Source organism: Streptomyces sp. TM32, assembly GCF_004122755.1.
GTDB lineage: Bacteria > Actinomycetota > Actinomycetes > Streptomycetales > Streptomycetaceae > Streptomyces > Streptomyces sioyaensis.
On sequence record NZ_SDIG01000109.1, the window covers coordinates 1 to 22,070 of the forward strand.

Consider the following 22,070-nt stretch of genomic DNA (forward strand, 5'->3'; position numbering starts at 1 on the left):
CCTTCCTCGACGAGGCGGCCCGTGACCGCCATCTGCGGGACGTGGAGGCGGAGTGCGGTATCGGCGCCGTCATACAGGGAGCGTGGCAGCGGGGCGTTGCGGCCTCGTTTCCCGGCCGCGACGTTCGTGTTCCGTCGGGCTGTCACGGGCCGCGGCCCGCCGGGCAGGGCTGTCACCGGCCGCGGCCCGCCGGGCGGCGCGGGCAGCAGGGCCGTCGCGCGCCCTGCCGCCCGTCCGCCAGGGGGGCTCCTGCCGCCCGTCCGCCAGGGGGCGCACCGGGTCTGAGCGCCCGGTGCGCCTCTCCTTCGGCGCGCGCTACGACTGGTGCGCGTCCACGTCCCGCAGATGGCGGTCACGGGCCGCCTCGTCGAGGAAGGAGGCGCGGAAGGAGTTGCGGGCGAGGGTGCGCAGGGTCTCCTGGTCGAGGCCGAGGGCGTCGCGTACGGCGCGGAAGTTGTCGTCCACGTAGCCGCCGAAGTAGGAGGGGTCGTCGGAGTTGACGGTGACCAGCAGTCCGGCGTCCAGCATCGCGGGCAGCGGGTGGTCGGCGAGGTCGTCGATGACCCGCAGCCGGACGTTGGACAGCGGGCAGACGGTCAGCGGCACCTGGTCCGCCACCAGACGCGCCACCAGACGCGGGTCCTCCATGGAGCGCACCCCGTGGTCGATCCGGTCCACGCCGAGGACGTCCAGGGCCTCCCACACGTAGGCCGGCGGCCCCTCCTCCCCCGCGTGCGCCACGCACTTGAGCCCGGCCTCCCGCGCCCGCGCGAAGACCTCCCGGAACTTCGACGGCGGGTGCCCGACCTCGGCCGAGTCCAGGCCGACGGCGGTGATCCGGTGCAGGTGCGGGCGGGCCGCCTCGAAGGTCGCCAGGGCCGACTCGGCGCTCTCGTCGCGCAGGAAGCACATGATCAGGCGGGTGCTGATGCCGTAGGTCTCCTCGGCGGCGTCCAGCGCGCGGGCCAGGCCGTCGATGACGGTGCCGATGGGGACGCCGCGGGCGGTGTGCGCCTGCGGGTCGAAGAAGATCTCGGCGTGGCGTACGCCCTGCTCCTGGGCGCGGGCCAGGTAGGCGTGCGCGAGGTCGGCGAAGTCGTCCTCGGTGCGCAGCACGGCCATCAGCGCGTAGTAGAGGTTCAGGAAGGACTGCAGGTCGGCGAAGGAGTAGGCGCGGCGCAGCGCGTCCTCGTCGGCGTAGGGCAGCTCGATGCCGTTGCGCCGGGCGAGCGCGAAGGCCAGCCCGGGCTCCAGAGTGCCCTCGATGTGCAGATGCAGCTCCGCCTTGGGCAGCGGCGCGGGAGAGGGAGCGGACGGGGAGGAAGGCACGCGGGTCAACCTGTTCTGCGGTTCGGGAAGGGGCCTTTGGCCGGGAGTCGTCGGCCTTCGCCCGGGGAGTCGTCAGGTTAGCCGGGGTGCGGCCGGTGGCCGTGCCGGCACCCCGGGCCGGGCGGGTGGCGGTGCCGTTCCGCCGGCTTCCCGCCCCGCCAGTCGCCGCCGGCGAGGGGGGTGCCCGTGGCACGCAGTCGGGCGGCGAGCGGGGCGGCGGCCAGGTAGACCCAGGCGTGGACGGTGCGGCCGTCGGCGCGGACCGCTTCGGTGCGCACCCGCTCGTAGAGGTTGGCCGGGTCGCCCGGGACATAGCCCTCCAGCCGGTCCAGGGCCGCGCACACCTCGTCGTAGTCGCCCGCGCGGGGCAGGACCAGGGCGCCGTGCACCACCGCCTCGGCGGGCCCGGCCGTGGCGTACGGGTATCCGGGGCCGTCGTAGAGCAGGGCGCCGTGGATCCGGGCCGGTTCCTCGGCCGCGGTCCGGCCGCGCAGGGTCCGGGCGTAGTTGGCCTCGCCGGGGCGCAGCGTTCCGTAGACGAAGAACGGCAGCCGCTCGGGCTCGGTGGTCATGGTGGTGGCTTCCTCTCCGGACACGGGCTCCCCCGACCACGATGCCAGGCCACCGGTGCAACCACCGCCGCGCGCCCGACGTCGCACCCTGCAAGGCCGATCACGCACACACAAGCGAACAACACACGCGAACAACAGACGTGAGCAACCACGCGAGCAGGGACGGGGGCGCAGATGCGAGTACCGGAGCCGGTACGCCGGATACGACAGGGGGTGCGGCGGCTGCGGCTGCCGCGGACCCGGCGGGGCCAACGCCGGGCGTTCCAGGCCGTGGTGGCGCTGACCGTGCTGGCGCTGGCGCCCGCGACCTGGATGAACGCGACCACGGGGCCTCGGGTGCACAGCGTGGCGGACGCACCCGCCGCACCCGTCGCGCTCGTCTTCGGCGCGGGCCTGTGGAAGGGCGAGCCGTCGCCGTATCTCGCGCACCGGCTGGACGCGGCCGCCGAGCTGTACCACCGGGGCACGGTCCGCGCGGTGCTGGTCACCGGCGACAACAGCCGGCGCGACTACGACGAGCCGGACGCGATGCGCGGCTATCTGCTGCGGCACGGCGTCCCGGCCCGCCGGATCGTCAGTGACTATGCGGGCTTCGACACCTGGGACTCCTGCAGCCGTGCCCACCGGATCTTCGGTGTGGACCGGGCGGTGCTGGTCAGCCAGGGCTTCCACATCCGGCGGGCGCTGGCGCTGTGCGGGGCGGCCGGGGTCGATTCCTACGGTGTCGCCGTCGCCGCGAAGCACGATGTGACCTGGGCGTACGGCGGCGTCCGGGAGATCTTCGCGGCCGGGAAGGCGTCGGCGGAGGCGTTGTTGCGACCTGATCCGCGCTTCCTCGGGCCGCACGAGAAGGGGGTGACGGAGGCGCTGCGGTAGCGCCTCCGTCACCCCCTCCGCTCACCCCTGGGTCGCTCGGGCGTAGAGGCTGAGGATCTTCGTCCCGAAGTACGGGCTGTAGCTGGTCCGGTCGTTGTCCGGGCCCTTGGGACCACCGCCGTTGAGCCCGCCGATCAGGCCGATGACCCGGCCGGTGTGGCTCTGCTCGTCGTAGTCGGCCAGCCAGGGGCTGCCGGAGGTGCCGCCGTAGAACCCGCCGCACGACATGCGCAGTTCGCGGGTTCCGGTCAGTCGGGCGGTGCGGGTGGCGCAGCGCACCGCCCGGTCCTCGGGGTCGTTGCGGACGTTCGGGTAGCCGATGACGGTGACGTCGTTGCCGTAACCGGGCGTCGGGGTCAGGGTATTGCCGCCGGTGACGTCCTCGATGCGGCGGCCGTCGTCGTCGGACGCGACGGTGGCGAAGGCGAAGTCGAGGTCCGCCCCGTCGCCGGTGGTCCCGCGGCCGGGGTAGGCGAACGTGTCGTCTATGGCCCACACGCCGTACGGCTGGCTGGTCGCGCCGGAACGATACTGCGGGACGAAAGCCGCGCGGCTGCCCGGGTTGCAGTGCCCGGCGGTGAGGATCAGATTGCCGTGCGGGCTGTGCACCACGCTGGCGGTGCAGTGGTGCGCGCGGGCGTCCCCGTCGACGGAGAACAGCACGCCGACGGACGGGATGCCGTCGAAGTGCCGTGCGGTGGCGGCGCTTTTGCCGGCGGCCGGGGCCGACCGGGCCGTCAGGGCGGAGCCCTGGGCAGCGGGTCCGGCGGGCGCCGCGGCCGCCATCCGCTCGGCGGTCCAGTAGGCGGCGGCGTCCCGGCTGGTCCAGCCGGCGCCCGTGCCGGGGCTCTTGGCCCGCGGCGCCTCGGACCGGGCGCCGTCGACCGCGTGGCCGAAGGGCGCGGCGGCCAGGCACACCGCGAGGCCGAGAGCGGCCGTCGCACCCCTGCGCCACCGGCGGTTGCGCCGCCGCTGCTCGGCTCGCGTCATCTCGTGGTTCCCCGTGTGGTCTCGCTGCACGTCAGCTCGTCTCCTTGGTGACCCAGGACAGATAGCCGGCGCCACCGCGGGTGACGGGGGTGGCGATGATCTCGGGGGTGTCGTAGTCGTGTGCGTCGAGGAGATAGGTCTCCAGCGCGTCGTAGCGCGCCTCGGTCGTCTTGAAGAGCACCTGCCACTCCTGGCCGGTCTCGACCGCGTTGTCCCAGCGGAACACCGAGGTCACCGGGGCGCTGATCTGTGCGCAGGCGGCGAGCCTGCCCTCGATCGCGCCGCGGGCCAGTTGCCCGGCCTTGGCTTCGCTGTCGATGGTGGTCATGACGGTCAGGAACCGGGCCTGCCGCCCGGTGGGGTCGGGCACGTCGTTCAGGGCACTCGGGTCGGCCACGTTGCGCATCCTTCGCGGTGGGGGGACGGGACGGTGGGGCCGCATCGGACAAGCACGCCTGTCCGATGGCGCTGGACCGCAATGCATCGTACGGACCGAGATGATCATCCCGTAAGCGACTTGGCCCGCTCGGCTCGGGTATGCACCCGGACGCCCGCCCCACCCCGCCGCAAAGGTCCGGTCCGCCCGGATAACTCCCCGGTTGCGCGGCCCCGTGCACCGGCAACGATGGAAGGGGAGCCCGGCCCGCCGGTCCGCACGCGAAAGGCCCGCATCATGGACGACCTCAGCGCACTCGCCCGTCAGCAGCTCGACGACGCCAGGGCCTCCGCCCACGGGCGCAGCGGCCATCTCTTCCTGCACGACGGACCGCTGCGGCAGAGCGTGATCGCGATGATCGCCGGCACCGCGCTCGACGAGCACAACACCCCTCCGGCCGCCAGCCTTCAGGTACTTCACGGGCGGGTCCGGGTGACCGGATCCGGCGGCGGCCAGGAACTGACGGCCGGTCAGGTCGCGATGAGCCCGCGCGAGCGGAACGGCCTGCTGGCCCTCGACGACGCGGCGGTGCTGCTGACGGCCGTCACGGAGGTACCGGACCGGGACCACCAGAGGGCGACACCGGTGGGGGCGGCCCGGAAGTAGCGGACACGGGCTCCCGCACCCGAGACTTCCCACTCTTCACGTTTTTCTGAATGTTATGTACTCTCGTGAGCATGACCAGTCCGCGTGCGAAGGTGCAGCTGACCGGCGAGAAGGAAACCCTCCTCGCCACGCTCTACGGCCGCGCGGTCGACAGCCGCGCGAAGGACCCGATCCTGGGGGACCCGACGGCCGTCGACACCGTGCGGCGGCTCGACTACGACTTCACGAAGATGCGGATCGGCCCCGGCGACGCCGCCGGAATCGCCCTGCGCGCCCGGCAGTTGGACGTCTGGACGGCGCGCTTCCTCGCCCGGCACGAGGAGGCGACGGTGGTCCACCTGGGCTGCGGCCTCGACAGCCGCGTCCACCGGCTCGACCCGGGCCCGGGGGTGCGGTGGTACGACGTCGACTACCCCGAGGTCATCGCGCTGCGGCGGGAGCTGTATCCGGAGCGCGCGGGATACACGGCCATTGCCTCGTCGGTGACCGACCCGGCGTGGACGGCGCGCATTCCGTCGGACCGGCCGACGATGGTCGTGGCCGAGGGCCTGTTGATGTATCTGACCGAGGAGGACGGCAGTGCGCTGCTGCGCCGGCTGATGGCGCACGCACCACGCGGTGAGCTGGCCTTCGACGCCTTCAGCCGGTTCGCGATCCGCAGCCAGCGGATCAACCACGTCGTCGTGGCGGCCGGCGCGCGGCTGTACTGGGGCACGGACGCCGCGGGCCTCGCGCGGCTGAGCCCGCGGCTGACGATCGTCGAGAGCGTCAGCATGCTGGAGCTCCCGGGGATCGCGAAAGTGCCGGCCCGCTACCGCCTGGGGCTGCGGGCCCTGGCGAAGGTGCCCGCGGTGCGGGACATGGCGCGGCTCTACCGCTGCCGGTTCTGAGCGGAGCGGCCCGCGGCGCGGCCGGCCGGTGCCCGGTCAGCCCGCCAGCCACTGGTCGTAGACCAGCTTGCACAGCAGGGCGACGACCACGACCACCAGCACCCCGCGGACGAAGCCCACACCCCGCTTGAGCGCCATCCGGGCGCCCACCATCCCGCCGGTGAGGTTGAACAGCGCGAGCACTGCGCCGAGTTGCCACAGCACGGTGCCCTGGAGCGAGAACATCGTCAGCGCACCGATGTTGGTGCAGACGTTGACGACCTTGGCGGTGGCCGAGGCGGTGACCAGGTCCATGTGCAGCAGCGCGGCGAGCGCGAGGATCAAGAACGCCCCGGTCCCGGGCCCGATCAGGCCGTCGTAGAAGCCGATGCCCAGGCCCGCGACGAGGACGGCCGCCAGCATGCGCCGGGCGGAGACCGGGCCCGAGGGCGCGGGCGCGGTGCCGAAGGCCGGGCGGAGCAGGACGAAGACGAGCACCGCCAGCAGCACGGCCATGATCAGCGGGCGCAGCACCGCGCTGTTGATGCCCGCCGCGAAGAACGCCCCGCCCAGCGAACCGGCCATCGCGGCCAGGCCGATCCGCAGCGCCGTCCGGACATCGATCGGGGCCTTGCGGACGTAGGTGACCGCGGCCGCGGTGGTGCCGACGATGGCGGTGGACTTGTTGGTGGCGAGCACGCAGGCGGCCGGGGTGTGCGGGAGGCCGACCAGCAGCGCCGGGAGCAGCAGCAGTCCACCGCCGCCCACGACGGCATCGATCCAGCCCGCCGCGAGCGCGGCCAGCGCGAGCAGGGTCAGGGTGAACAGCGATATGTCAGCGGGCACCAGGTGATCTTAGGGACCTCGCGCGCCCGGGCCGGGGGAATTCGGCCGCCGGGCGGTGGAGGCACGACGCCAATGGCCGGGCGGGCCCGCGCCGTTGCCTGCCGTCTACGGCAGGGGTCTGGTACGCACCCCGAAGTGCGCTGCGCCGATCGAGCTAATTGGCGCGTCAACTGTGGCGCGTCGTCCGGCCGGTCACTTCAATCGGTGGTACCGACGGTGGGGGTGCCCATCCCCTGTCGGGGGACCAGGGACGACTGCCGTCATGCGGCGATGCTGTCGTCCTGTTCTTCAGGGCACCCCCGGCAGGTGAGCATGTACGGAGGTTTCCTTTTCTCCGGCGTGCCGCAGCCCCCACCTCCTTCGTGGAGCCTTCGAAAGGGGCTGTCCAACATGGCACTCGCTCTCGTCCTCAACCCGACCACCACCACGGCGGGCCAGACATTCACCGCCACCTCCACGTCCACCCCGGCCGTGGCCGGCGAACCGATCACCTTCGTCTACGACGCACAGCCCAATCAGATCGTCAACGCCGATGCGACCGGTGTGGCAGTCGCCACCTTCACGGCGACAACGACGGGACCGGTGGTTGCCACCGGCGCCACCAGTGGGACGGCAAGCGCAGTGGAGACTGTCACCGCGGCACCGAACTGTGTGATCACGGTGACGTCGTCGCCCGCCAACCCCACCGTTGGCCAGCCGGTGACCCTCACCGCACACGTCACCTGCAACGGCGTCGAAGTCACCGGTGCGGTGGTGTCGTTCAGCACCCCCAACGGCACCTTCATCGGGATCACCGCCGCCGGGATCGGGGCCGTCGTGAACATCGGCGCGTTGCCCCTCGGTGGCAACCCCGTCACGGCCACAGTGGTCGGCTTCACGGGAGTCCCCCCCACCTGCCTCTGCCTCAACACCAGCGTCACGACGACCGTGACCGTCGTCGCGGCGCCGTCCACCTGCCAGGTCACGCTGACAGCGTCGCCCACCACCGCGACCCCGGGCCAGACGGTGACCCTGACCGCCACCGTCACCTGCAACGGCGCCCCCGTCTCGGGTGCGACGGTGGTCTTCACCGGCCCCGGCGGCCTGTCATTCAGCGGCACCACCAACGCTTCCGGCGTGAGCACGACGACCACCACCACGCTGCCCAACGGAACCAACACCATCACCGCCACGGTGACCGGACCAGTCGGCGGCACCTGCACCTGCACCAATGTCATCGCCACCACGACGGTGACCGTCGGCGCTGCACAGACCTTCACCGCACAGCCGGCCTGCTACACGCTGAACTTCCCCCCGCTTCCGTGGTCCTTCGCCCACACCACGCTCACCGCGACCGGTGCCACTCCGGGCGCCGTGGTCACCTTCCACCAGGACGGAGCCGGCGGGCCCGTGCTGTGCACCGCCGTGGCCGACGCGAATGGCAACGCCAGCTGCACGGCCAACCTGTCCGTCTTCCAGGTGCTGACCCCCACCTACACCGCAACCACCCCGGTGGCCGGAGGGTTCCTCACCTCTTCCAGCACTCTGCTCCCCTGCCTCTGACACTGCCCCTGAGCGAGGGCAGCACAGCCGGAAGCGTGCGGTTGCTCACCTGAACCGCCGCGACCGGCCCAGGAGCATCAGCGAGCTGACAGAAGAGCCGTCCCCGTAACGCAACTACGGGGACGGCTCGATGCACACCACAGAGCCTCCCGGCACCGTCCCACTGCATGTACCCCGCCCCGCCCCATGCACAGCCCAACGACTCCAACGACTGACCACCACACGGTCACTGCCTAGCAACCGTTCCGGCGCGCCAGCCGAGCCCGCTCCTCTTCGGGCGTGAACCCCGCCGTCAGCGGCGGCTCGCCACGCGCACGGTCCCAGGCCAGCACGTCGGCGGCGGTCACCTCCAGCGGTGTCGCGGGCAGTCCCGCCGCCCGCGCGCGGGCCGGGCTGCGCTGCTGGGTCGCCCAGTCGTCCTGTACCAGCGGGAAGAACAGCGGCAGATCGTCGTCCGGCACCCGTACGAGCTCGACGCGGCTGCCGGCCACCCGCGCACAGGTCTCGATCAGCCCGCCGAGCGTGACCGGTGCGGCGGGCCCGACGGCGTGGAAGGCGCCCGGACGGTCGTCGACGAGCAGTTGCACGACGAGGCGGGCCAGATCCCGTGAGTCGATGATCTGCACGGGCTGCCCGGGGTCGGCGGGCAGCGCCACCCGTCCGCCACGGGCGGCCCGGCGCACCCAGTACGCGAAGGTGTCCGACGGATCGTGCGGCCCGGCCACCCTCCCGGCCCGCACGAGCGTGGCCCGCGCGCCGTACCGCGCCAGCACATCGTCCTCACAGGCCACCTTGCACGGCCCGTAGGTGGCCTCGGTCAGCTCCTCGGTGTCGCGTACGGGCGGCCGCCGCGGGGTGTCCTCGTCGGAACCCGGCCCCACCCCCGCCCGTTGGTACACCGCATGGCTGGAGAGGAACAGATACCGGCCGACCCGGTCGCCGAGGGCCTCCATCGCCTGCCCGACATGCCGCGGGACATAGCCGCTGACGTCCACGACCGCGTCCCAACTGCCTCGGCCCAGCGCCGCGTAGTCACCGGTGTCCCGGTCACCGATCAGCCGGGTCAGCTCCGGGAACAGCTCCGCCCCGGTCCTGCCCCGGCCGAACAGGGTGACCTCGGCCCCCGTGCGCAGGGCGTCTTCCACAATGGCGCGGCCGACGAATGACGTACCGCCAAGAACGAGAATGCGCATGGTCGCCGACGCTATCGACGGTGCCTGCGGGGCGGCACGGGGATTTCAGCCGCCGGCGGTGAACTCCCCGCGCTGGACGGCCGAGACGAAGGACGACCAGCCGCCCGCCGGGAAGACGAGCGCCGGGCCGTCGGGGTTCTTGGAGTCACGGACGGGGACGACGCCGTGGACTTGGGTGAGGGCTGGGAGAACGCGACACATTCCCCGCCGTTCGCGTCGCCGTAGGAGGACTTGTGCGCGGTACTCCTTCAAGCTGCCCGGCCATGACGGTGCACCGGGTCGCGAAGAGCCGGGGTGCGCGTCTGCTCTTCCGCGACGATCAGTCGAGCCATCGGGACGCGAGCCCGGCGAGGTAGGAGAGCGACAGGGCGGTGGTGGTGAGCTGCAGCGCGACCGTCCCGCCGGCCCACTGCGTGAGGGCGGTCATGGCGGCGGCCACCCAGATGCTCGTACACCAGCTGCAACTGACCAGATAGGAGGGTTTGGAGTCATCGCCGAAGCGGTCGGCGATCCAGGAACGGAAACCCCCGGCGAGGGTGTCCTTCGTGATGAATCGGGTGAGGCGGCACGTGGCGCCGAGGGAGAGAAGAAACTCTGGGAGCATCATGAAGTCTGTCCCGTAACCGTGAGGGTGCCGAGGAGGAGTGACGGGGAGCCGGGGCCGGCCGTTGTCCCTGCCCCGCCGGGAGAGGAAGAGACCCCGGCCGACCAGCCGGCCGGCGCTTGGGTCTGAGGCGTGGCAAGGGGTCCGATGCGGCCCATGCCCCGGCCGCGGAACTGCTCTTGAGTCGGCGGGTCGCCTACTGGTTCACAGGGACGATGGTGCCGACCCCGCCCGCCCGTTTGTTGGCGTCGTCTGCCTCTTGCCATGTGTAGTACACGCGAACGCTGCCGTCCGGCAGGACCAACTGGAAAACGGTGGTGGCTTGGCGGGAGGCTCCGCCGCAGTTGCAGCCCATGTCGTACTCCTTTTGTCTTGGGATCGTGCCGAGGGGCCGGAACAGACGCCGCGATGTTGCCGGTGGGTGCTTGTGCGCGCAGGGCACACGGGTCAGTCCTGGTCGCCTCGTGGGTCCAGGGAGAGTCACCCCGACTTGCCGCAGTGTCGCCTATCCTCGTAACCCAAGCCGTCCCCCGTAGTTGCGTTACGGGGGACGGCTCTTTCACGGGGTCGCTCGTCGGCTTCTGTGCCGGCTCCGGCGGTTCAGGTGAGCAACCGCACGCTTCCGGCTGTGCTGCCCTCGCTCAGGGGCAGTGTCAGAGGCAGGGGAGCAGAGTGCTGGAAGAGGTGAGGAACCCTCCGGCCACCGGGGTGGTTGCGGTGTAGGTGGGGGTCAGCACCTGGAAGACGGACAGGTTGGCCGTGCAGCTGGCGTTGCCGTTCGCGTCGGCCACGGCGGTGCACAGCACGGGCCCGCCGGCTCCGTCCTGGTGGAAGGTGACCACGGCGCCCGGAGTCGCGCCGGTCACGGTGAGCGTGGTGTGGGCGAAGGACCAGGGGCTCGGGGGGAAGTTCAGCCTGTAGCAGGCCGGCTGAGCCTTGAACATGCCGGGACCGGCCGGCTGGACGACGACGGTGACCGGCGCGGACGTGACGTTGGCGCACGAGCAGGCGGCCCCCGCCGCGGTAACCCTAGCGCTGAGGGTCTGGGCGCCCGGGGTGGTGAAGGTGGCCGTTGTGGTGGCGGTGCCGGCCGCATTGGTGAGCGCGAAGCCGATGATGGTGCTGTTGCTGGTGAGAGTCACCGCGGCGTTGGGCACGGGGGCGCCGTTGCAGGTGACGGTGGCGCTCAGGGGGGTGGCCTGTCCCACGGTGACCGTACCGGCCGGGGGTGTCACGGTGATCAGGCAGCTGGCGGGTGGTTGGACCGTCACGGACACCGCACCGTTGGAGGAGGCGAAACAGGCTTGGCCGTTGTAGGTGGCGACGATGGTCCCCGATTGCAAAGTGGCCGAGGAGAAACACGCCTGACCAGTCGGTCCGACCGCAACCGTCCGGTTCAGCCCACCAGGACCGGTGAACGTCACTGTTCCGCTGGGGACGGCCGCCCCCGGCGCCGTCGCGACGACCTGGGCGCAGACATTCACCCATTGCCCCTGTGCGGAGGGGTTCGGGCTCGCGGTGACCATCGTCATGGTCGGCGATGCGGTGACGGTCAACGGGGCAAGGGCGGAGAGCGAACCCAGGTAGTTGGCGTCGCCGCTGTAGACCCCTACCACCTGGTGGGTACCGGACATGAGAGGTGTGGTGAGAGTCGTGGTCGCTTGGCCGGCCGCATTGACGGAGGCGGTCAGCGGCGGGCCGTCGCTGCTGACGATGAAGGTCACCATGCCTGTCGGGGCAGGTGTACCACCGGGCGGAACGGTTGCGACCTGGGCGGTCAGAATGACGGGCTGGCCGCATACCACCGGGTTCGGGTTCACCGACACTGTGGTCGACGTCGCCTGCAGCGCATAGGTGTACTGGAACGGATTACTCGTGCCGATCGGCGTGGTAACCGTCACCGGCACCGTGCCCGAGCCCGCGGGAGCTGTCACCGTCAACGACGTTCCGCCCGGGCTCACCACGATGTTCGTGCCGGGGCTCGCGCCGAACAGCACACGTGTTGCACCGGTCAGATCAGTGCCCGTGAGGGTCACGGTGTTGCCTCCGCCGGGTACTCCCTGCGCTGGGCTGACAGATACCAGGACCGGCGGCGCGAAGACGCTGACATCATTGGAGTCGACGTTGGCAATGTAGGCGTGGTTGTTGGGGGCCACCCCCACCGCGAACGGCCCGGCCCCGGTGGGGAGGGTGGCAAGCACGGTGTCCGTGACGCTGTCGATGACCGTCACGTCATTCGACCCGAAGTTGGCGACATACACCCGCCCGTTGGGCGCCACCCCCACCGCGAACGGGTTGGTACCTGCGGGCAGGGTGGTCAGCACGGTATCGGTGACACTGTCGATCACCGTCACGTCATTCGACCCGAAGTTGGCGACGTAGACCCGGCCGTTGGGAGCCACCCCCACCGCGTTCGGAAAGGCGCCGGCCGGCAGGGTAGTGGTGGCAAGCACAGTCACAGCGCGTGCCGCCGAGTCTCTGCCTGTCGTCGCGGCCAGGGTGAACGGCGACTGGGGATGGGTCGGTTGCACTGGGAAGTACAAGGACATGAAACCTCTCCTCCGGAGGAGCAAGGCAGTCCTCAGATCCATACGGGACGCAAAAGCAGCACGACAGAAAACAATATCCCTCCGGTACTCGAACCACCCGCGGGATGAATGCGAAAAACAGCGGAGCTGCGCGTCCCTGGATAAGGATGGGAAGCCCGCCAGTGAGACTCGGTTCAAGGGTCACCATCATCCATCATTGCGTCAAGCCTCCGCGATGACTTTCGACGTTCCTGTGCTTCGGAGTGCGCCGCACAGTCGCACGCCGAGGCATCGCCAGGGCATTTGCGACCGCCGCCGCCTGAACAACTGCCGTAAATGCTCCGGCTCGAAATCCAGATCGTATGACCTCGCATCCTGTGCGCTGCTCCGATCGGGTGGCTCTTCGAGTCCACCCCTGTCGGATTCGCCGGCGGTGATGCCCAATCTTCCTGAGCTGCCTGTCAGTTGGTGACGACGCTGTCGGACCAGACACCGCGCTGCGTCGCGCATGGGCGCCCCTGACGGGCGGCTGCCAGCAACCTGCCACGAAACGCCATACGGCTCGCAGAAAGAGGAACCACCCTCATCTCCAGGAAAGCAGGCCCAGTCCGTACCACAGCAGGAAAATCGAGATCATGCCACGTGCGCGCCACGCATATTTCCCTGCCGAACGGCACGGCATGAGAGCCCGGACAACCGGTGTCTGTAGGCGTGCGAGGAGGCTGTCCGGCGTCACCGCGGAATCCGCTTGGGGAATTTCCCTCAGGAACTTCTCCCCTCCTCAACGGCGGCTATGACGTCAGCTTCGCCGGCGCGGCCACCCCGACGGCCATCCTGCCCCCGTCCAGCGCCCACGCGGGAGTGATCGAGCCCTGACGCCCGCTCACCGGCCGGCGAGCGGCGGGCGTGCGACCGGCTCGGCCGTGGGCAACCGTCCACGGCCAGGCCGGTGTTCGTGCGGCGGTTCTTGGAACTCTTCCTGCGGGCGGTTCTTAGAACTCTCTTAAACCCGCCGACTACTCACTCCATTCATGATCTTCAACCCCCACAAGACCGCGGTCCCCAGCCGTCCTACGCGGGTGCTCGCCGCCTCGCTCGCGCTGACCGCAACTGCTTTCGGTGTCGCCGGATGTGACAGTGCGGCAGCCGGCACCCTGGAGGGCAGCCGTCTCCAACTCCCCGTCTCCGGCGGCACCGTCGCCGTCGACACCACGTCCCTCGCGGTGACCGCGCACACCGGCGCGGGGCGGCAGCTGGTGCTGTCCGAGGGAGCCGCGGGCGGGCTGGGCAAGCCCGGACCGGTGACGCAGACGGCCGACGGGGCGCGCTGGAGCTACCCCGACAAGGGCCTTCAGGTGACGGCGAGTTCGCAGGGCGGGCGGCTGCGGATCAAGCTGCGGGCGGACCGCGACGAGTCGGTGAAGTGGCCGGTGACCGGGACCGACCGGGCCGCCTCATCCGTCCAGGTGCCGCGCGGTGAAGGACTGGACATCCCCGTACGGGACGCGTTCTGGAACCGCGACACCGAGAAGGGCGGGCTGGCGGGCAGCAGCATGGAGGTGGGCGGCGAACTGGCCCTTCCGCTGTGGGGCTACTCCATGGGCACGGCAGGCGGTAAGGGCGGCGGGAGCGGCGTCAGCTATCTCACCCCCACCGACCTCGGCACGTCACTGGGCTTCGCCTCCGCCGGCGGCCGGCTGCGCGCCACCGCCGCCCACGACTTCAACGCCGGTGAGGGCACCCGCGACTACGAGGTCTCGTTCGCGCTCACCGACGGCAACCCGGTCGCCCCCGCCGCCGACTACCGCTCCTACCTCTCCCAGCGCGGACAGCTCGGCAGCCTGCGCAAGAAGATCGAGCAGAACCCGGCGAACGAAAAGCTGCTGGGCGCGTTCCACGCCTATGTGTGGGGCGACGCGCGGACGGCCTCCGGGGTCGACAAGCTGAAGAAGCTGGGCGTGGACCGGATGTGGCTCGGCTACGACTCCGGCCCCGACCCGATGAAGGCGCCGGCGGTGCGGGCCGCCAAGAACGCGGGCTACCTCGTCGGCCCGTACGACACCTTCGCCAACGGCCAGGACCCCGAGAAGGCCGACAGCCCCACCTCCGTCTGGCCGGACCGGGTCTACCCCGACTTCTGCGTCCGCAAGGCCGACGGCACGCCGGTGACGGGCTTCGGCAACCGCGGCTGCTACCTCAGCTCGCGCGCCTTCGAGAAGGCCGAGCCGACCAAGCACTACCTCGCCGACCGCACCCGCTCGATGGTCGCCAACGGCGCGGACAGCTACTTCCTCGACGTGGACGCCACGGGAGAGCTGTTCCGCGACCACGGCAAGGGCCACGAGATGACGAAGGCAGGTGACCGCCGGGCACGGCTCGCCCGGATGAAGCGGCTGTCGAAGAACCTCGTCCTCGGTTCGGAGTCCGCGCAGTGGTGGGCGAACAAGGTGCTGGCCTACAACCACGGCTCGGGCACCCCGGTCGCCGACGGCCTGTGGAAGCTGGAGCGCGACAGGAAGACGTGGGGCGGCTATCTGCCGGCGAAGGCTCCCGGTGCCTTCTTCAAGCCGGTGGAGCTGCCCCGCGAGCTGGCCACCGCCATGTACGACCCGAAGTACCGCGTGCCGCTCTACGAGACCGCGCTGCACAGTTCCGTGGTCAACGCAGAGCGCTGGGAGCTGTCGTACGACAAGCTGCCGGCCCAGAAGACCACCCGGGCGCTGCTGGCGATGCTCAACAACACTCCGCTGAACTACGTCCTCGACGGGCCCACGCTGGAGAAGAACGGGCCGGAGCTCGCCGCGCTGCAGAAGTTCTTCTCGCCGCTGCACCGCGCCGCCGGCACCGAGCGGATGACCTCGTTCCGGTGGCTGACCGGTGATCGCAGCGTCCAGCGCACGGTCTTCGGCGACGGCAAGCTGACCGTCACCGCGAACTTCGGCAGCAAGGCCCAGGGCGGCCTGCCGGGCGGCTGTGTGGATGCCAAGCTGGCCACCGACCAGCAGCCGCGGCGGCTGTGCCCGGCACGACTGAACGGCTGACCGACCGGTCGGCAGCCCGCTGACCTGCTGATCTGCTGGAGGGCGGCGGCCCGCGCGGCGGCCGCCCTCACATGGCGGCCGCCCCGCCACTGAGGGCAGCGTTCCGCCCGGGAAACAGAGCAGATGCGGGCGGGTAACAGCCACGCCCCAGTCTGAGGGGCATGACCTCGATGCCGCCGCACCCGGATGCCACCACAGATGCCGCGCCCGGCCCCACGCCCACCCTCGTCCTCATCGGCCACGGCATGGTCGGCCAGCGCTTCCTGGAGGAGCTGGCCGACCGCGGTGTCACCGAGCGGACGCGGGTGGTCGTGCTGTGCGAGGAGCCCCGCCCGGCCTACGACCGCGTCCAGCTGACGTCGTACTTCGCCGGCCGCACCCCGGACGACCTGAGCCTGGCCGACCCGGAATTCCTGGCCCGGCACGGCATCGAACTGCACCTCGGCGATCCCGCCACCGCCGTCGACCGCACCACCCGCACGGTCACCGCCCGCTCCGGGCTGACCGTCCGCTACGACACCCTGGTGCTGGCCACCGGCTCGTATCCGTTCGTGCCGCCGGTGCCCGGCAAGGACAGCGCGGGCTGCTTCGTCTACCGGACCATCGACGACCTGCTCGCCATCGAGGAGTACGCCAAGAACGCCCGCACCGGCGTGGTGGTGGGCGGCGGGCTGCTCGGCCTGGAGGCGGCCGGTGCGCTCAAGGGCCTCGGGCTGCACACCCACGTCGTGGAGTTCGCCCCGCGGCTGATGGCGCTCCAGGTCGACGAGGGCGGCGGCCGCGCGCTGCGCCGCACCATCGAGGAGATGGGCCTGGAGGTGCACACCGGCGTCGGCGGCAAGGAGATCGTCGCGGACGACAGCGGTGCGGTGGCCGCCATGGGACTCTCCGACGACTCCCGGATCGACACCGACCTGGTCGTCTTCTCGGCCGGGGTCCGCCCCCGTGACCAGCTCGCCCGGGACTGCGGGCTGCCGGTCGGCGAGCGCGGCGGCATCGTCGTCGACGAGCAGTGCCGCACCGCCGACCCGGCCGTGTACGCGATCGGCGAGTGCGCACTGGCAGCCGACGGCCGGGTCTACGGCCTGGTCGCCCCGGGCTACGACATGGCGCGGGTGACGGCCGGCGACATCGCCGCCCGGCTCGGTGACGACACCGCCGGGCCCGACGGCTTCACCGGTGCCGATCTGTCCACCAAGCTCAAGCTGCTCGGCGTGGACGTCGCGTCCTTCGGGGACGCGCACGGCACGACGGACGGCTCGCTGGACGTGGTCTACGCCGACTCCCGCAGCGGCGTCTACAAGAAGCTGGTGATCGGCGCCGAGGGCGAGCTGCTGGGCGGGGTGCTGGTCGGCGACGCCGAGGCGTACGGCATGCTGCGGCCGCTGACCGGCACCGTTCCGCCGCTGGCGCCCGAGCAGCTGGTGCTGCCCGCGGGGCTCGCGGCCGAGGGCGGCGGCGCGCTCGGCCCGTCCGCGCTGCCGGACGAGGCGGTGCTGTGCAACTGCCACAACGTGACCAAGGGGACGGTCCGGGCCGCGGTCACCGAGCACTCCTGCACCACCCTGCCCGAGGTCAAGAAGTGCACCAAGGCCGGCACCGGCTGCGGCAGTTGCGTCAAGTCGCTGACCGCCGTGATGAACGACGAGCTGACCGCGTCCGGCGCCGTCGTCGACACCGGGCTGTGCGGCTGCTTCCCGCACACCCGCGCCGAGCTCTACGAGGTCGTGCGCACCCTGCGGCTGACGTCCTTCGCCGAGCTGCTGGACTCGCACGGCCGCCCGGAGGCCAGGAACGGCGACGGCTGCGAGATCTGCAAGCCCACCGTCGGCTCGATCATCGCCTCCCTCGCGCCCAGCGTCGGCGCCGGCGGCTACGTCCTCGACGGGGAGCAGGCCGCCCTCCAGGACACCAACGACCACTTCCTCGCCAACCTCCAGCGCAACGGCTCGTACTCGATCGTGCCGCGGATCCCCGGCGGCGAGATCACCCCGGAGAAGCTGATCGTGATCGGTGAGGTGGCCCGCGACTTCGGCCTCTACACCAAGATCACCGGCGGGCAGCGGATCGATCTGTTCGGCGCCCGGGTCGACCAACTCCCTCAGGTGTGGGCCCGGTTGGTGGACGCCGGCTTCGAGTCGGGGCATGCGTACGGCAAGGCGCTGCGCACCGTGAAGTCGTGTGTGGGACAGACCTGGTGCCGCTACGGCGTCCAGGACTCGGTCCGGATGGCGATCGAACTGGAGCTGCGCTACCGGGGGCTGCGCTCCCCGCACAAGCTGAAGTCCGCGGTCTCCGGGTGTGCGCGCGAGTGCGCGGAGGCCCGCGGCAAGGACTTCGGCGTGATCGCCACCTCCAACGGCTGGAACCTCTACGTCGGCGGCAACGGCGGCGCCGATCCGCGCCACGCCGATCTGCTCGCCCAGGACCTGAGCGACGCCGAGCTGATCCGGCTGATCGACCGGTTCCTGATGTTCTACATCCGCACCGCGGACCGGCTGGAGCGCACCTCCGCCTGGCTGGAGCGGATCGAGGGCGGCCTCGACCACGTCCGGGACGTCGTCGTCCATGACTCCCTGGGGCTGTGCGACGAGTTGGAGGCCCTGATGGCCACCCATGTCACCCACTACCGCGACGAGTGGGCCGAGACCCTCGCCGATCCCGAGCGGCTCGCCCGGTTCGTCTCGTTCGTCAACGCACCCGATGTACCCGACCCGTCCGTCCGCTTCGTACCGGAGCGCGACCAGGTCAAGCCGGACCTGACGCTGCTGGCCGGCCCGACCCTGCCCGTTCGGACCCTGGAAGGAAGCTCCGTCTGATGACCACCCTCACTGCCGAACACCACGCCTCCGCATCCCTCACCACCGACGCGCCGCCCACCCCTGGCGACACCGGCGCGACGGACACGGCCGCGGTCGAGATCCGCTGTCCCGAGGGCAGCTGGCTCCCGGTCTGCGGGCCGAACGACCTGCTCCCCGGGCGCGGCGTCGCCGCCCTGCTCCCGGACGGCGCCCAGGCCGCGCTGTTCCTGGACCGCGGCGGCCGGATCCATGCGATCGGCAACCGCGACCCGTTCACCGGCGCCCAGGTCCTCTCCCGCGGCCTGACCGGCTCGGCCGACGGCCGCCCGTTCGTCGCCTCGCCCCTGCTCAAGCAGCGCTTCGACCTGCTCACCGGGGACTGCCTGGACGACCCGGCGGCGTCGATCCCGGTGTATCGCGTACGGGTCCGGGACGGGGCGGCGGAGCACTGATTCGACCGCCGACAACGTGCAACCATGGGGTTGCACCTCCAGACGCCACGTGCAACCATTGGGTAGCACGTAAGCGGAATCAGCGCGGCAGGAGGAGCCCCCATGAGCACCCAGAGCGCCAACGACACCGGCAAGGGCGCCGGTGAGGACCGCAACCGCATCGAGCGGGAGATCAGCATCGCCGCGCCCGTCGAACGGGTCTGGGCGGTACTGACCGAGCCCGAGCACGTCGGCTCGTGGTTCGGCCAGGGCGAACCGGCCCCGGTCGATCTGCGGCCGGGCGGCATCATGCAGCTCGACCACGGCCAGTACGGCCAGTTCCCGACCACGATCGTGACGGTGGACCCGCCGCGCCGCTTCTCGTACCGCTGGGCCAGCGCCCACCCGGGCGAGCTGGCGGTCGAGGGCAATTCCACGCTCGTCGAGTTCACCCTCACACCGGAGGGCGACGGCACCCGACTGCGCGTGGTGGAGACCGGATTCGAGGAGATCGCCATCCCGGAGGAGCGGCAGCGGACCGCCGGCTACGACAGCCACTCCGAGGGCTGGACCGGCCAGATGAAGAACGTCAAGCAGTACGCGGAGCAGCTCGCGGCATGACGACCGGCGAAGAAACGGGACGGGGCGTCGCGGGCCCGGATTCCGTAGGGGATGCGGGCCGGGGCCCGGGGGTGGACAAGGGCCGTGGCTCCGTGGGGGATGCGGGCCCGGGTTCCGTAGGGGATGCGGGCCGGGATTCCGGGGCGGGCGGGGACGCCGTGGCGGAGGTGTTCGCCGCGCTGGCGGACCCGACCCGCCGCCGGATACTCGACGCCCTCGCCGCGCACGGCGAGGCGACCGCCACGGTCCTGGCGTCCGAACTACCGGTCAGCCGCCAGGCCGTCGTCAAGCACCTGGGCGTCCTGGACCGGGCCGGCCTGGTCGCCGGCCACCGGGAGGGCCGAGAGGCGCGCTACCGGGTCATACCGGAGCGGCTGGGGGTCACCGCCCGGTGGATGGACCGGGTGGCCGCCGCCTGGGACAGCCGCCTGTCGGCGATCAAGCGCCTCGCCGAGGGCGAGTGACCGGGCGCGGGGCGGACATGTCCGTTGACTTCCGCCCCACCAAGGGCGGACGCGTCCGTTGACTTCCGCCCCACCAAGGGCGGACGCGTCCGTTGACTTCCGCCCCACCAGCCCCAGCCGTCCCACCCCACGACGTACTCTTGATGCCCCCTACGGAGGAGTGCAGGCGTGACCCGGTGGAACACCAGCCACATCCCCGACCAGACCGGCCGCTCGGCGGTCGTCACGGGCGCGAACAGCGGCATCGGCTATGTCACCGCCCGTGAACTGGCCCGCCGCGGCGCCCGGGTGCTGCTGGCCTGCCGCAGCGAGTCGCGCGGCCTCGCCGCACTGGACCGGCTGCGGTCCGAGGTCCCCACCGCCGAGGCCGAGTTCCGGCCCCTGGACCTGGCCGACCTGACCTCCGTACGGGACTTCGCCGCCACCCTCGACGACTTCGACGGCGACCGCCTCGACCTGCTCATCAACAACGCGGGCGTGATGGCACTGCCGTACCGCACCACCGCCGACGGCTTCGAGATGCAGTTCGGCACCAACCACCTCGGCCACTTCGCGCTGACCGGTCTGCTGCTGCCCAAGCTCCTCGCCACCCCGGGCGCCCGGGTCGTCACCGTCTCCAGCATGCTGCACGCCCTCGCCGACCTCGACCACAGCGACCTCAACAGCGAGCGCTCCTACCGCCGCTGGATCACCTACGCCCGCTCGAAGAGCGCCAACCTCCTCTTCGTCCACGAGCTGACCCGGCGGCTGGCCGCGGCCGGCTCGCAGGTCGTCGCGGCGGCCGCGCACCCCGGATACGCCGCCACCAATCTCGCGACCACGGGCGTCCGGATGGAGGGCCGCACCTCCGCCGAGCGGGCGGTCGAGCTGGTCAACCGCGCGGTCGCACAGTCCCCGGACGGCGGCGCCCTGGGCACCCTCTGCGCGGCCACCGCCCCGCACATGCGGCCGGACTCGTTCATCGGCCCGCGCAGCGGCCTGCGTGGCGCCCCCGCCCAGTCCTTCCGCGCCCCGTGGACCACCAAGGACGCCAACGGCGAGCGCCTGTGGGCCGCCTCCGAGCAACTCACCGACGTGCACTACGACTTCGACGCCTCCCGGCCGGCCACGGCGCGCTGAGCCCCCCGGTCGTACACCGCCGGGCCCCCGCAGCACCCCGACGGCGTCGCCCCGGCAGCGTCCATACGGCGGCGCTCCGCCCGCGCCGTGCGCCGCCGCCGATCGTGACGCCACAGACGCACACGCCCGGTGACGCCGGATTGTCAGTGCCGCGCTCTACCGTGACGTCATGAACTCGACCATGGCGTACGACGATCATTGCGCCGAGATCGTCACGCAGACCGGCCTGCTCGCGTCCTGCCTCCGCAAGGAGGGCGCCGACCTCACGGCAACGGTGCCGTCCTGCCCGGACTGGAACCTCGCCCAGCTGCTCCGTCATCTGGGCGAGGCCCACCGCTGGGTCGAGGAGATCGTCCGCACCCGCGCGGACCGGCCCCCGGCCGACACGGCCCTGCGCGACCTGCCCCGCGACACCACCCGGTCCCCGGCCGACGTCGCCGACTGGCTCACCGAAGGCGCCGGACTCCTCACCGCGACCCTGCGTGCCACGGACCCGGAGACTCGGATCTGGACCCCGCTCCCCTCCGGAAGCCCGCGCTTCTTCGCCCGCCGTATGGCCCACGAGACGGTCGTCCACCGCGCCGACGCCGCCCTCACCCTAGGTACGGACTTCACCGTCGGGCAGCCGGTCGCCCTCGACGCCCTCGACGAGTGGATGGCGCTGGGCTCGCTGCCCGAGATGTTCGACTTCCACCCCGACCGGCGCGAACTCCTCGGCCCCGGCCGCACCCTCCACTTCCACGCCACGGACACCCCGCCGGACGCGGCCGCGGACTGGCTGGTCGACCTCACCGGCGACACCCTCGCCTGGCGCCGCGCCCAGGAGCCGGCCGCCGTCTCCGTCCACGGCCCCCTCACCGACCTCCTGCTCCTCATCTACGGCCGCCGCCCCGCCGACCGCGACACCTTCGAGATCACCGGCGATGCGGAACTGCTGGAGTTCTGGCTGGCGCGGGTGCTGTTCGGCTGAGCACCATGGCGGGCGGTTGCCCGCACGGGACGAAAGAAACGAAGGAGCGAAGGGATTAAGGAGCGAAGGAGCGAGGAGGCGAAGGAACGAAGGGGCGAACCATTCAGGCCACTGCGGCGTACTCGCCCTTGACCACCAGCGACACGATCAGTCCGCACGGAAGACTCTCACCATGGCCGATTCCGGCCGTCCGCAGCACCACCCCGGCCTACCCCCCCCGCACCTCCCCAGG

At 71.5% G+C, this 22,070-nt stretch carries 20 protein-coding genes; 11 read left to right on the forward strand and 9 right to left on the reverse strand.

The genetic code is table 11. The features are described 5' to 3' along the window. Nucleotides 1-315: 315 nt before the first annotated feature. A complete protein-coding gene (locus EST92_RS21795; protein ID WP_129282531.1) occupies nucleotides 316-1,329 on the reverse strand; it encodes an adenosine deaminase in 1,014 nt (337 codons plus the stop codon). A gap of 77 nt (nucleotides 1,330-1,406) precedes the next feature. Then, nucleotides 1,407-1,901, reverse strand: coding sequence for a gamma-glutamylcyclotransferase family protein (locus tag EST92_RS21800; RefSeq protein WP_129282532.1), 495 nt, complete (start codon nucleotides 1,899-1,901; stop codon nucleotides 1,407-1,409). Between the two features lie 174 nt (nucleotides 1,902-2,075). On the opposite strand from EST92_RS21800, the gene EST92_RS21805 reads away from it, so the two are divergent. Beyond that, the gene (locus EST92_RS21805; RefSeq protein WP_129282533.1) at nucleotides 2,076-2,777 is read left to right on the forward strand and encodes an ElyC/SanA/YdcF family protein; all 702 of its coding nucleotides are present in this window, start codon (nucleotides 2,076-2,078) and stop codon (nucleotides 2,775-2,777) included. Between the two features lie 21 nt (nucleotides 2,778-2,798). On the opposite strand, the gene EST92_RS21810 is transcribed toward EST92_RS21805, so the two are convergent. Continuing rightward, on the reverse strand, nucleotides 2,799-3,797 hold the full coding sequence (locus EST92_RS21810) for a trypsin-like peptidase domain-containing protein (protein WP_254068948.1): 999 nt from the start codon (nucleotides 3,795-3,797) through the stop codon (nucleotides 2,799-2,801). A 1-nt stretch (nucleotide 3,798) separates the two neighbouring features. Further along, nucleotides 3,799-4,164 carry a divalent-cation tolerance protein CutA gene (gene cutA / locus EST92_RS21815; RefSeq protein WP_174244092.1) on the reverse strand — a complete coding sequence of 122 codons (366 nt, stop codon included), beginning with the start codon at nucleotides 4,162-4,164 and terminating at the stop codon, nucleotides 3,799-3,801. Between the two features lie 276 nt (nucleotides 4,165-4,440). Between cutA and EST92_RS21820 the strand changes: the two genes are divergently transcribed. Both EST92_RS21820 and EST92_RS21825 read left to right on the forward strand, forming a co-directional pair. Then, entirely contained in the window at nucleotides 4,441-4,809 is a 369-nt protein-coding gene (locus EST92_RS21820) for a cupin (RefSeq protein ID WP_129282534.1), read from the forward strand. 71 nt (nucleotides 4,810-4,880) lie between these two features. Then, complete coding sequence (locus EST92_RS21825; protein WP_129282535.1) at nucleotides 4,881-5,699, forward strand: class I SAM-dependent methyltransferase; 819 nt, start codon at nucleotides 4,881-4,883, stop codon at nucleotides 5,697-5,699. A gap of 36 nt (nucleotides 5,700-5,735) precedes the next feature. On the opposite strand, the gene EST92_RS21830 is transcribed toward EST92_RS21825, so the two are convergent. Further along, nucleotides 5,736-6,524 (reverse strand): TSUP family transporter, encoded by a 789-nt coding sequence (locus EST92_RS21830; RefSeq protein WP_129249070.1) that lies wholly within the window; start codon nucleotides 6,522-6,524, stop codon nucleotides 5,736-5,738. A gap of 390 nt (nucleotides 6,525-6,914) precedes the next feature. On the opposite strand from EST92_RS21830, the gene EST92_RS21835 reads away from it, so the two are divergent. Next, a complete protein-coding gene (locus EST92_RS21835; protein ID WP_129282536.1) occupies nucleotides 6,915-8,066 on the forward strand; it encodes an Ig-like domain repeat protein in 1,152 nt (383 codons plus the stop codon). Nucleotides 8,067-8,299: 233 nt separating this feature from the next. Here the strand turns inward: EST92_RS21835 and EST92_RS21840 are convergent, their stop codons facing one another. The 4 genes from EST92_RS21840 to EST92_RS21855 all read right to left on the reverse strand — a co-directional run bounded on the left by EST92_RS21840 (nucleotide 8,300) and on the right by EST92_RS21855 (nucleotide 12,454). Next, the gene (locus tag EST92_RS21840) at nucleotides 8,300-9,259 is read right to left on the reverse strand and encodes an NAD-dependent epimerase/dehydratase family protein (RefSeq protein WP_129282537.1); all 960 of its coding nucleotides are present in this window, start codon (nucleotides 9,257-9,259) and stop codon (nucleotides 8,300-8,302) included. 45 nt (nucleotides 9,260-9,304) lie between these two features. Further along, a complete protein-coding gene (locus EST92_RS21845) occupies nucleotides 9,305-9,460 on the reverse strand; it encodes a DUF397 domain-containing protein (protein WP_129282538.1) in 156 nt (51 codons plus the stop codon). 118 nt (nucleotides 9,461-9,578) lie between these two features. Next, on the reverse strand, nucleotides 9,579-9,866 hold the full coding sequence (locus tag EST92_RS21850) for a hypothetical protein (protein WP_129282539.1): 288 nt from the start codon (nucleotides 9,864-9,866) through the stop codon (nucleotides 9,579-9,581). 650 nt (nucleotides 9,867-10,516) lie between these two features. Next, nucleotides 10,517-12,454: a YncE family protein gene (locus EST92_RS21855; RefSeq protein ID WP_129282540.1), complete on the reverse strand. Its 1,938-nt coding sequence runs from the start codon at nucleotides 12,452-12,454 to the stop codon at nucleotides 10,517-10,519. A gap of 968 nt (nucleotides 12,455-13,422) precedes the next feature. Here EST92_RS21855 and EST92_RS21860 point away from each other — a divergent pair. From EST92_RS21860 to EST92_RS21890, 7 genes are all read left to right on the forward strand, one after another. Further along, nucleotides 13,423-15,432 (forward strand): glycoside hydrolase, encoded by a 2,010-nt coding sequence (locus EST92_RS21860; protein WP_129282541.1) that lies wholly within the window; start codon nucleotides 13,423-13,425, stop codon nucleotides 15,430-15,432. A gap of 161 nt (nucleotides 15,433-15,593) precedes the next feature. Next, nucleotides 15,594-18,251: a nitrite reductase large subunit NirB gene (gene nirB / locus EST92_RS21865; RefSeq protein WP_129282542.1), complete on the forward strand. Its 2,658-nt coding sequence runs from the start codon at nucleotides 15,594-15,596 to the stop codon at nucleotides 18,249-18,251. After that, a complete protein-coding gene (gene nirD, locus EST92_RS21870; RefSeq protein WP_254068949.1) occupies nucleotides 18,251-18,685 on the forward strand; it encodes a nitrite reductase small subunit NirD in 435 nt (144 codons plus the stop codon). The genes nirB and nirD overlap by 1 nt, the downstream gene beginning before the upstream one ends. A 102-nt stretch (nucleotides 18,686-18,787) precedes the next feature. After that, nucleotides 18,788-19,285: an SRPBCC family protein gene (locus tag EST92_RS21875; RefSeq protein WP_129282543.1), complete on the forward strand. Its 498-nt coding sequence runs from the start codon at nucleotides 18,788-18,790 to the stop codon at nucleotides 19,283-19,285. 158 nt (nucleotides 19,286-19,443) lie between these two features. Further along, on the forward strand, nucleotides 19,444-19,749 hold the full coding sequence (locus tag EST92_RS21880) for a metalloregulator ArsR/SmtB family transcription factor (protein ID WP_129282544.1): 306 nt from the start codon (nucleotides 19,444-19,446) through the stop codon (nucleotides 19,747-19,749). A 168-nt stretch (nucleotides 19,750-19,917) separates the two neighbouring features. Further along, a complete protein-coding gene (locus EST92_RS21885) occupies nucleotides 19,918-20,868 on the forward strand; it encodes an oxidoreductase (RefSeq protein WP_129282545.1) in 951 nt (316 codons plus the stop codon). A 169-nt stretch (nucleotides 20,869-21,037) separates the two neighbouring features. Next, entirely contained in the window at nucleotides 21,038-21,838 is an 801-nt protein-coding gene (locus EST92_RS21890) for a maleylpyruvate isomerase family mycothiol-dependent enzyme (protein WP_174244093.1), read from the forward strand. Nucleotides 21,839-22,070 lie beyond the last annotated feature (232 nt).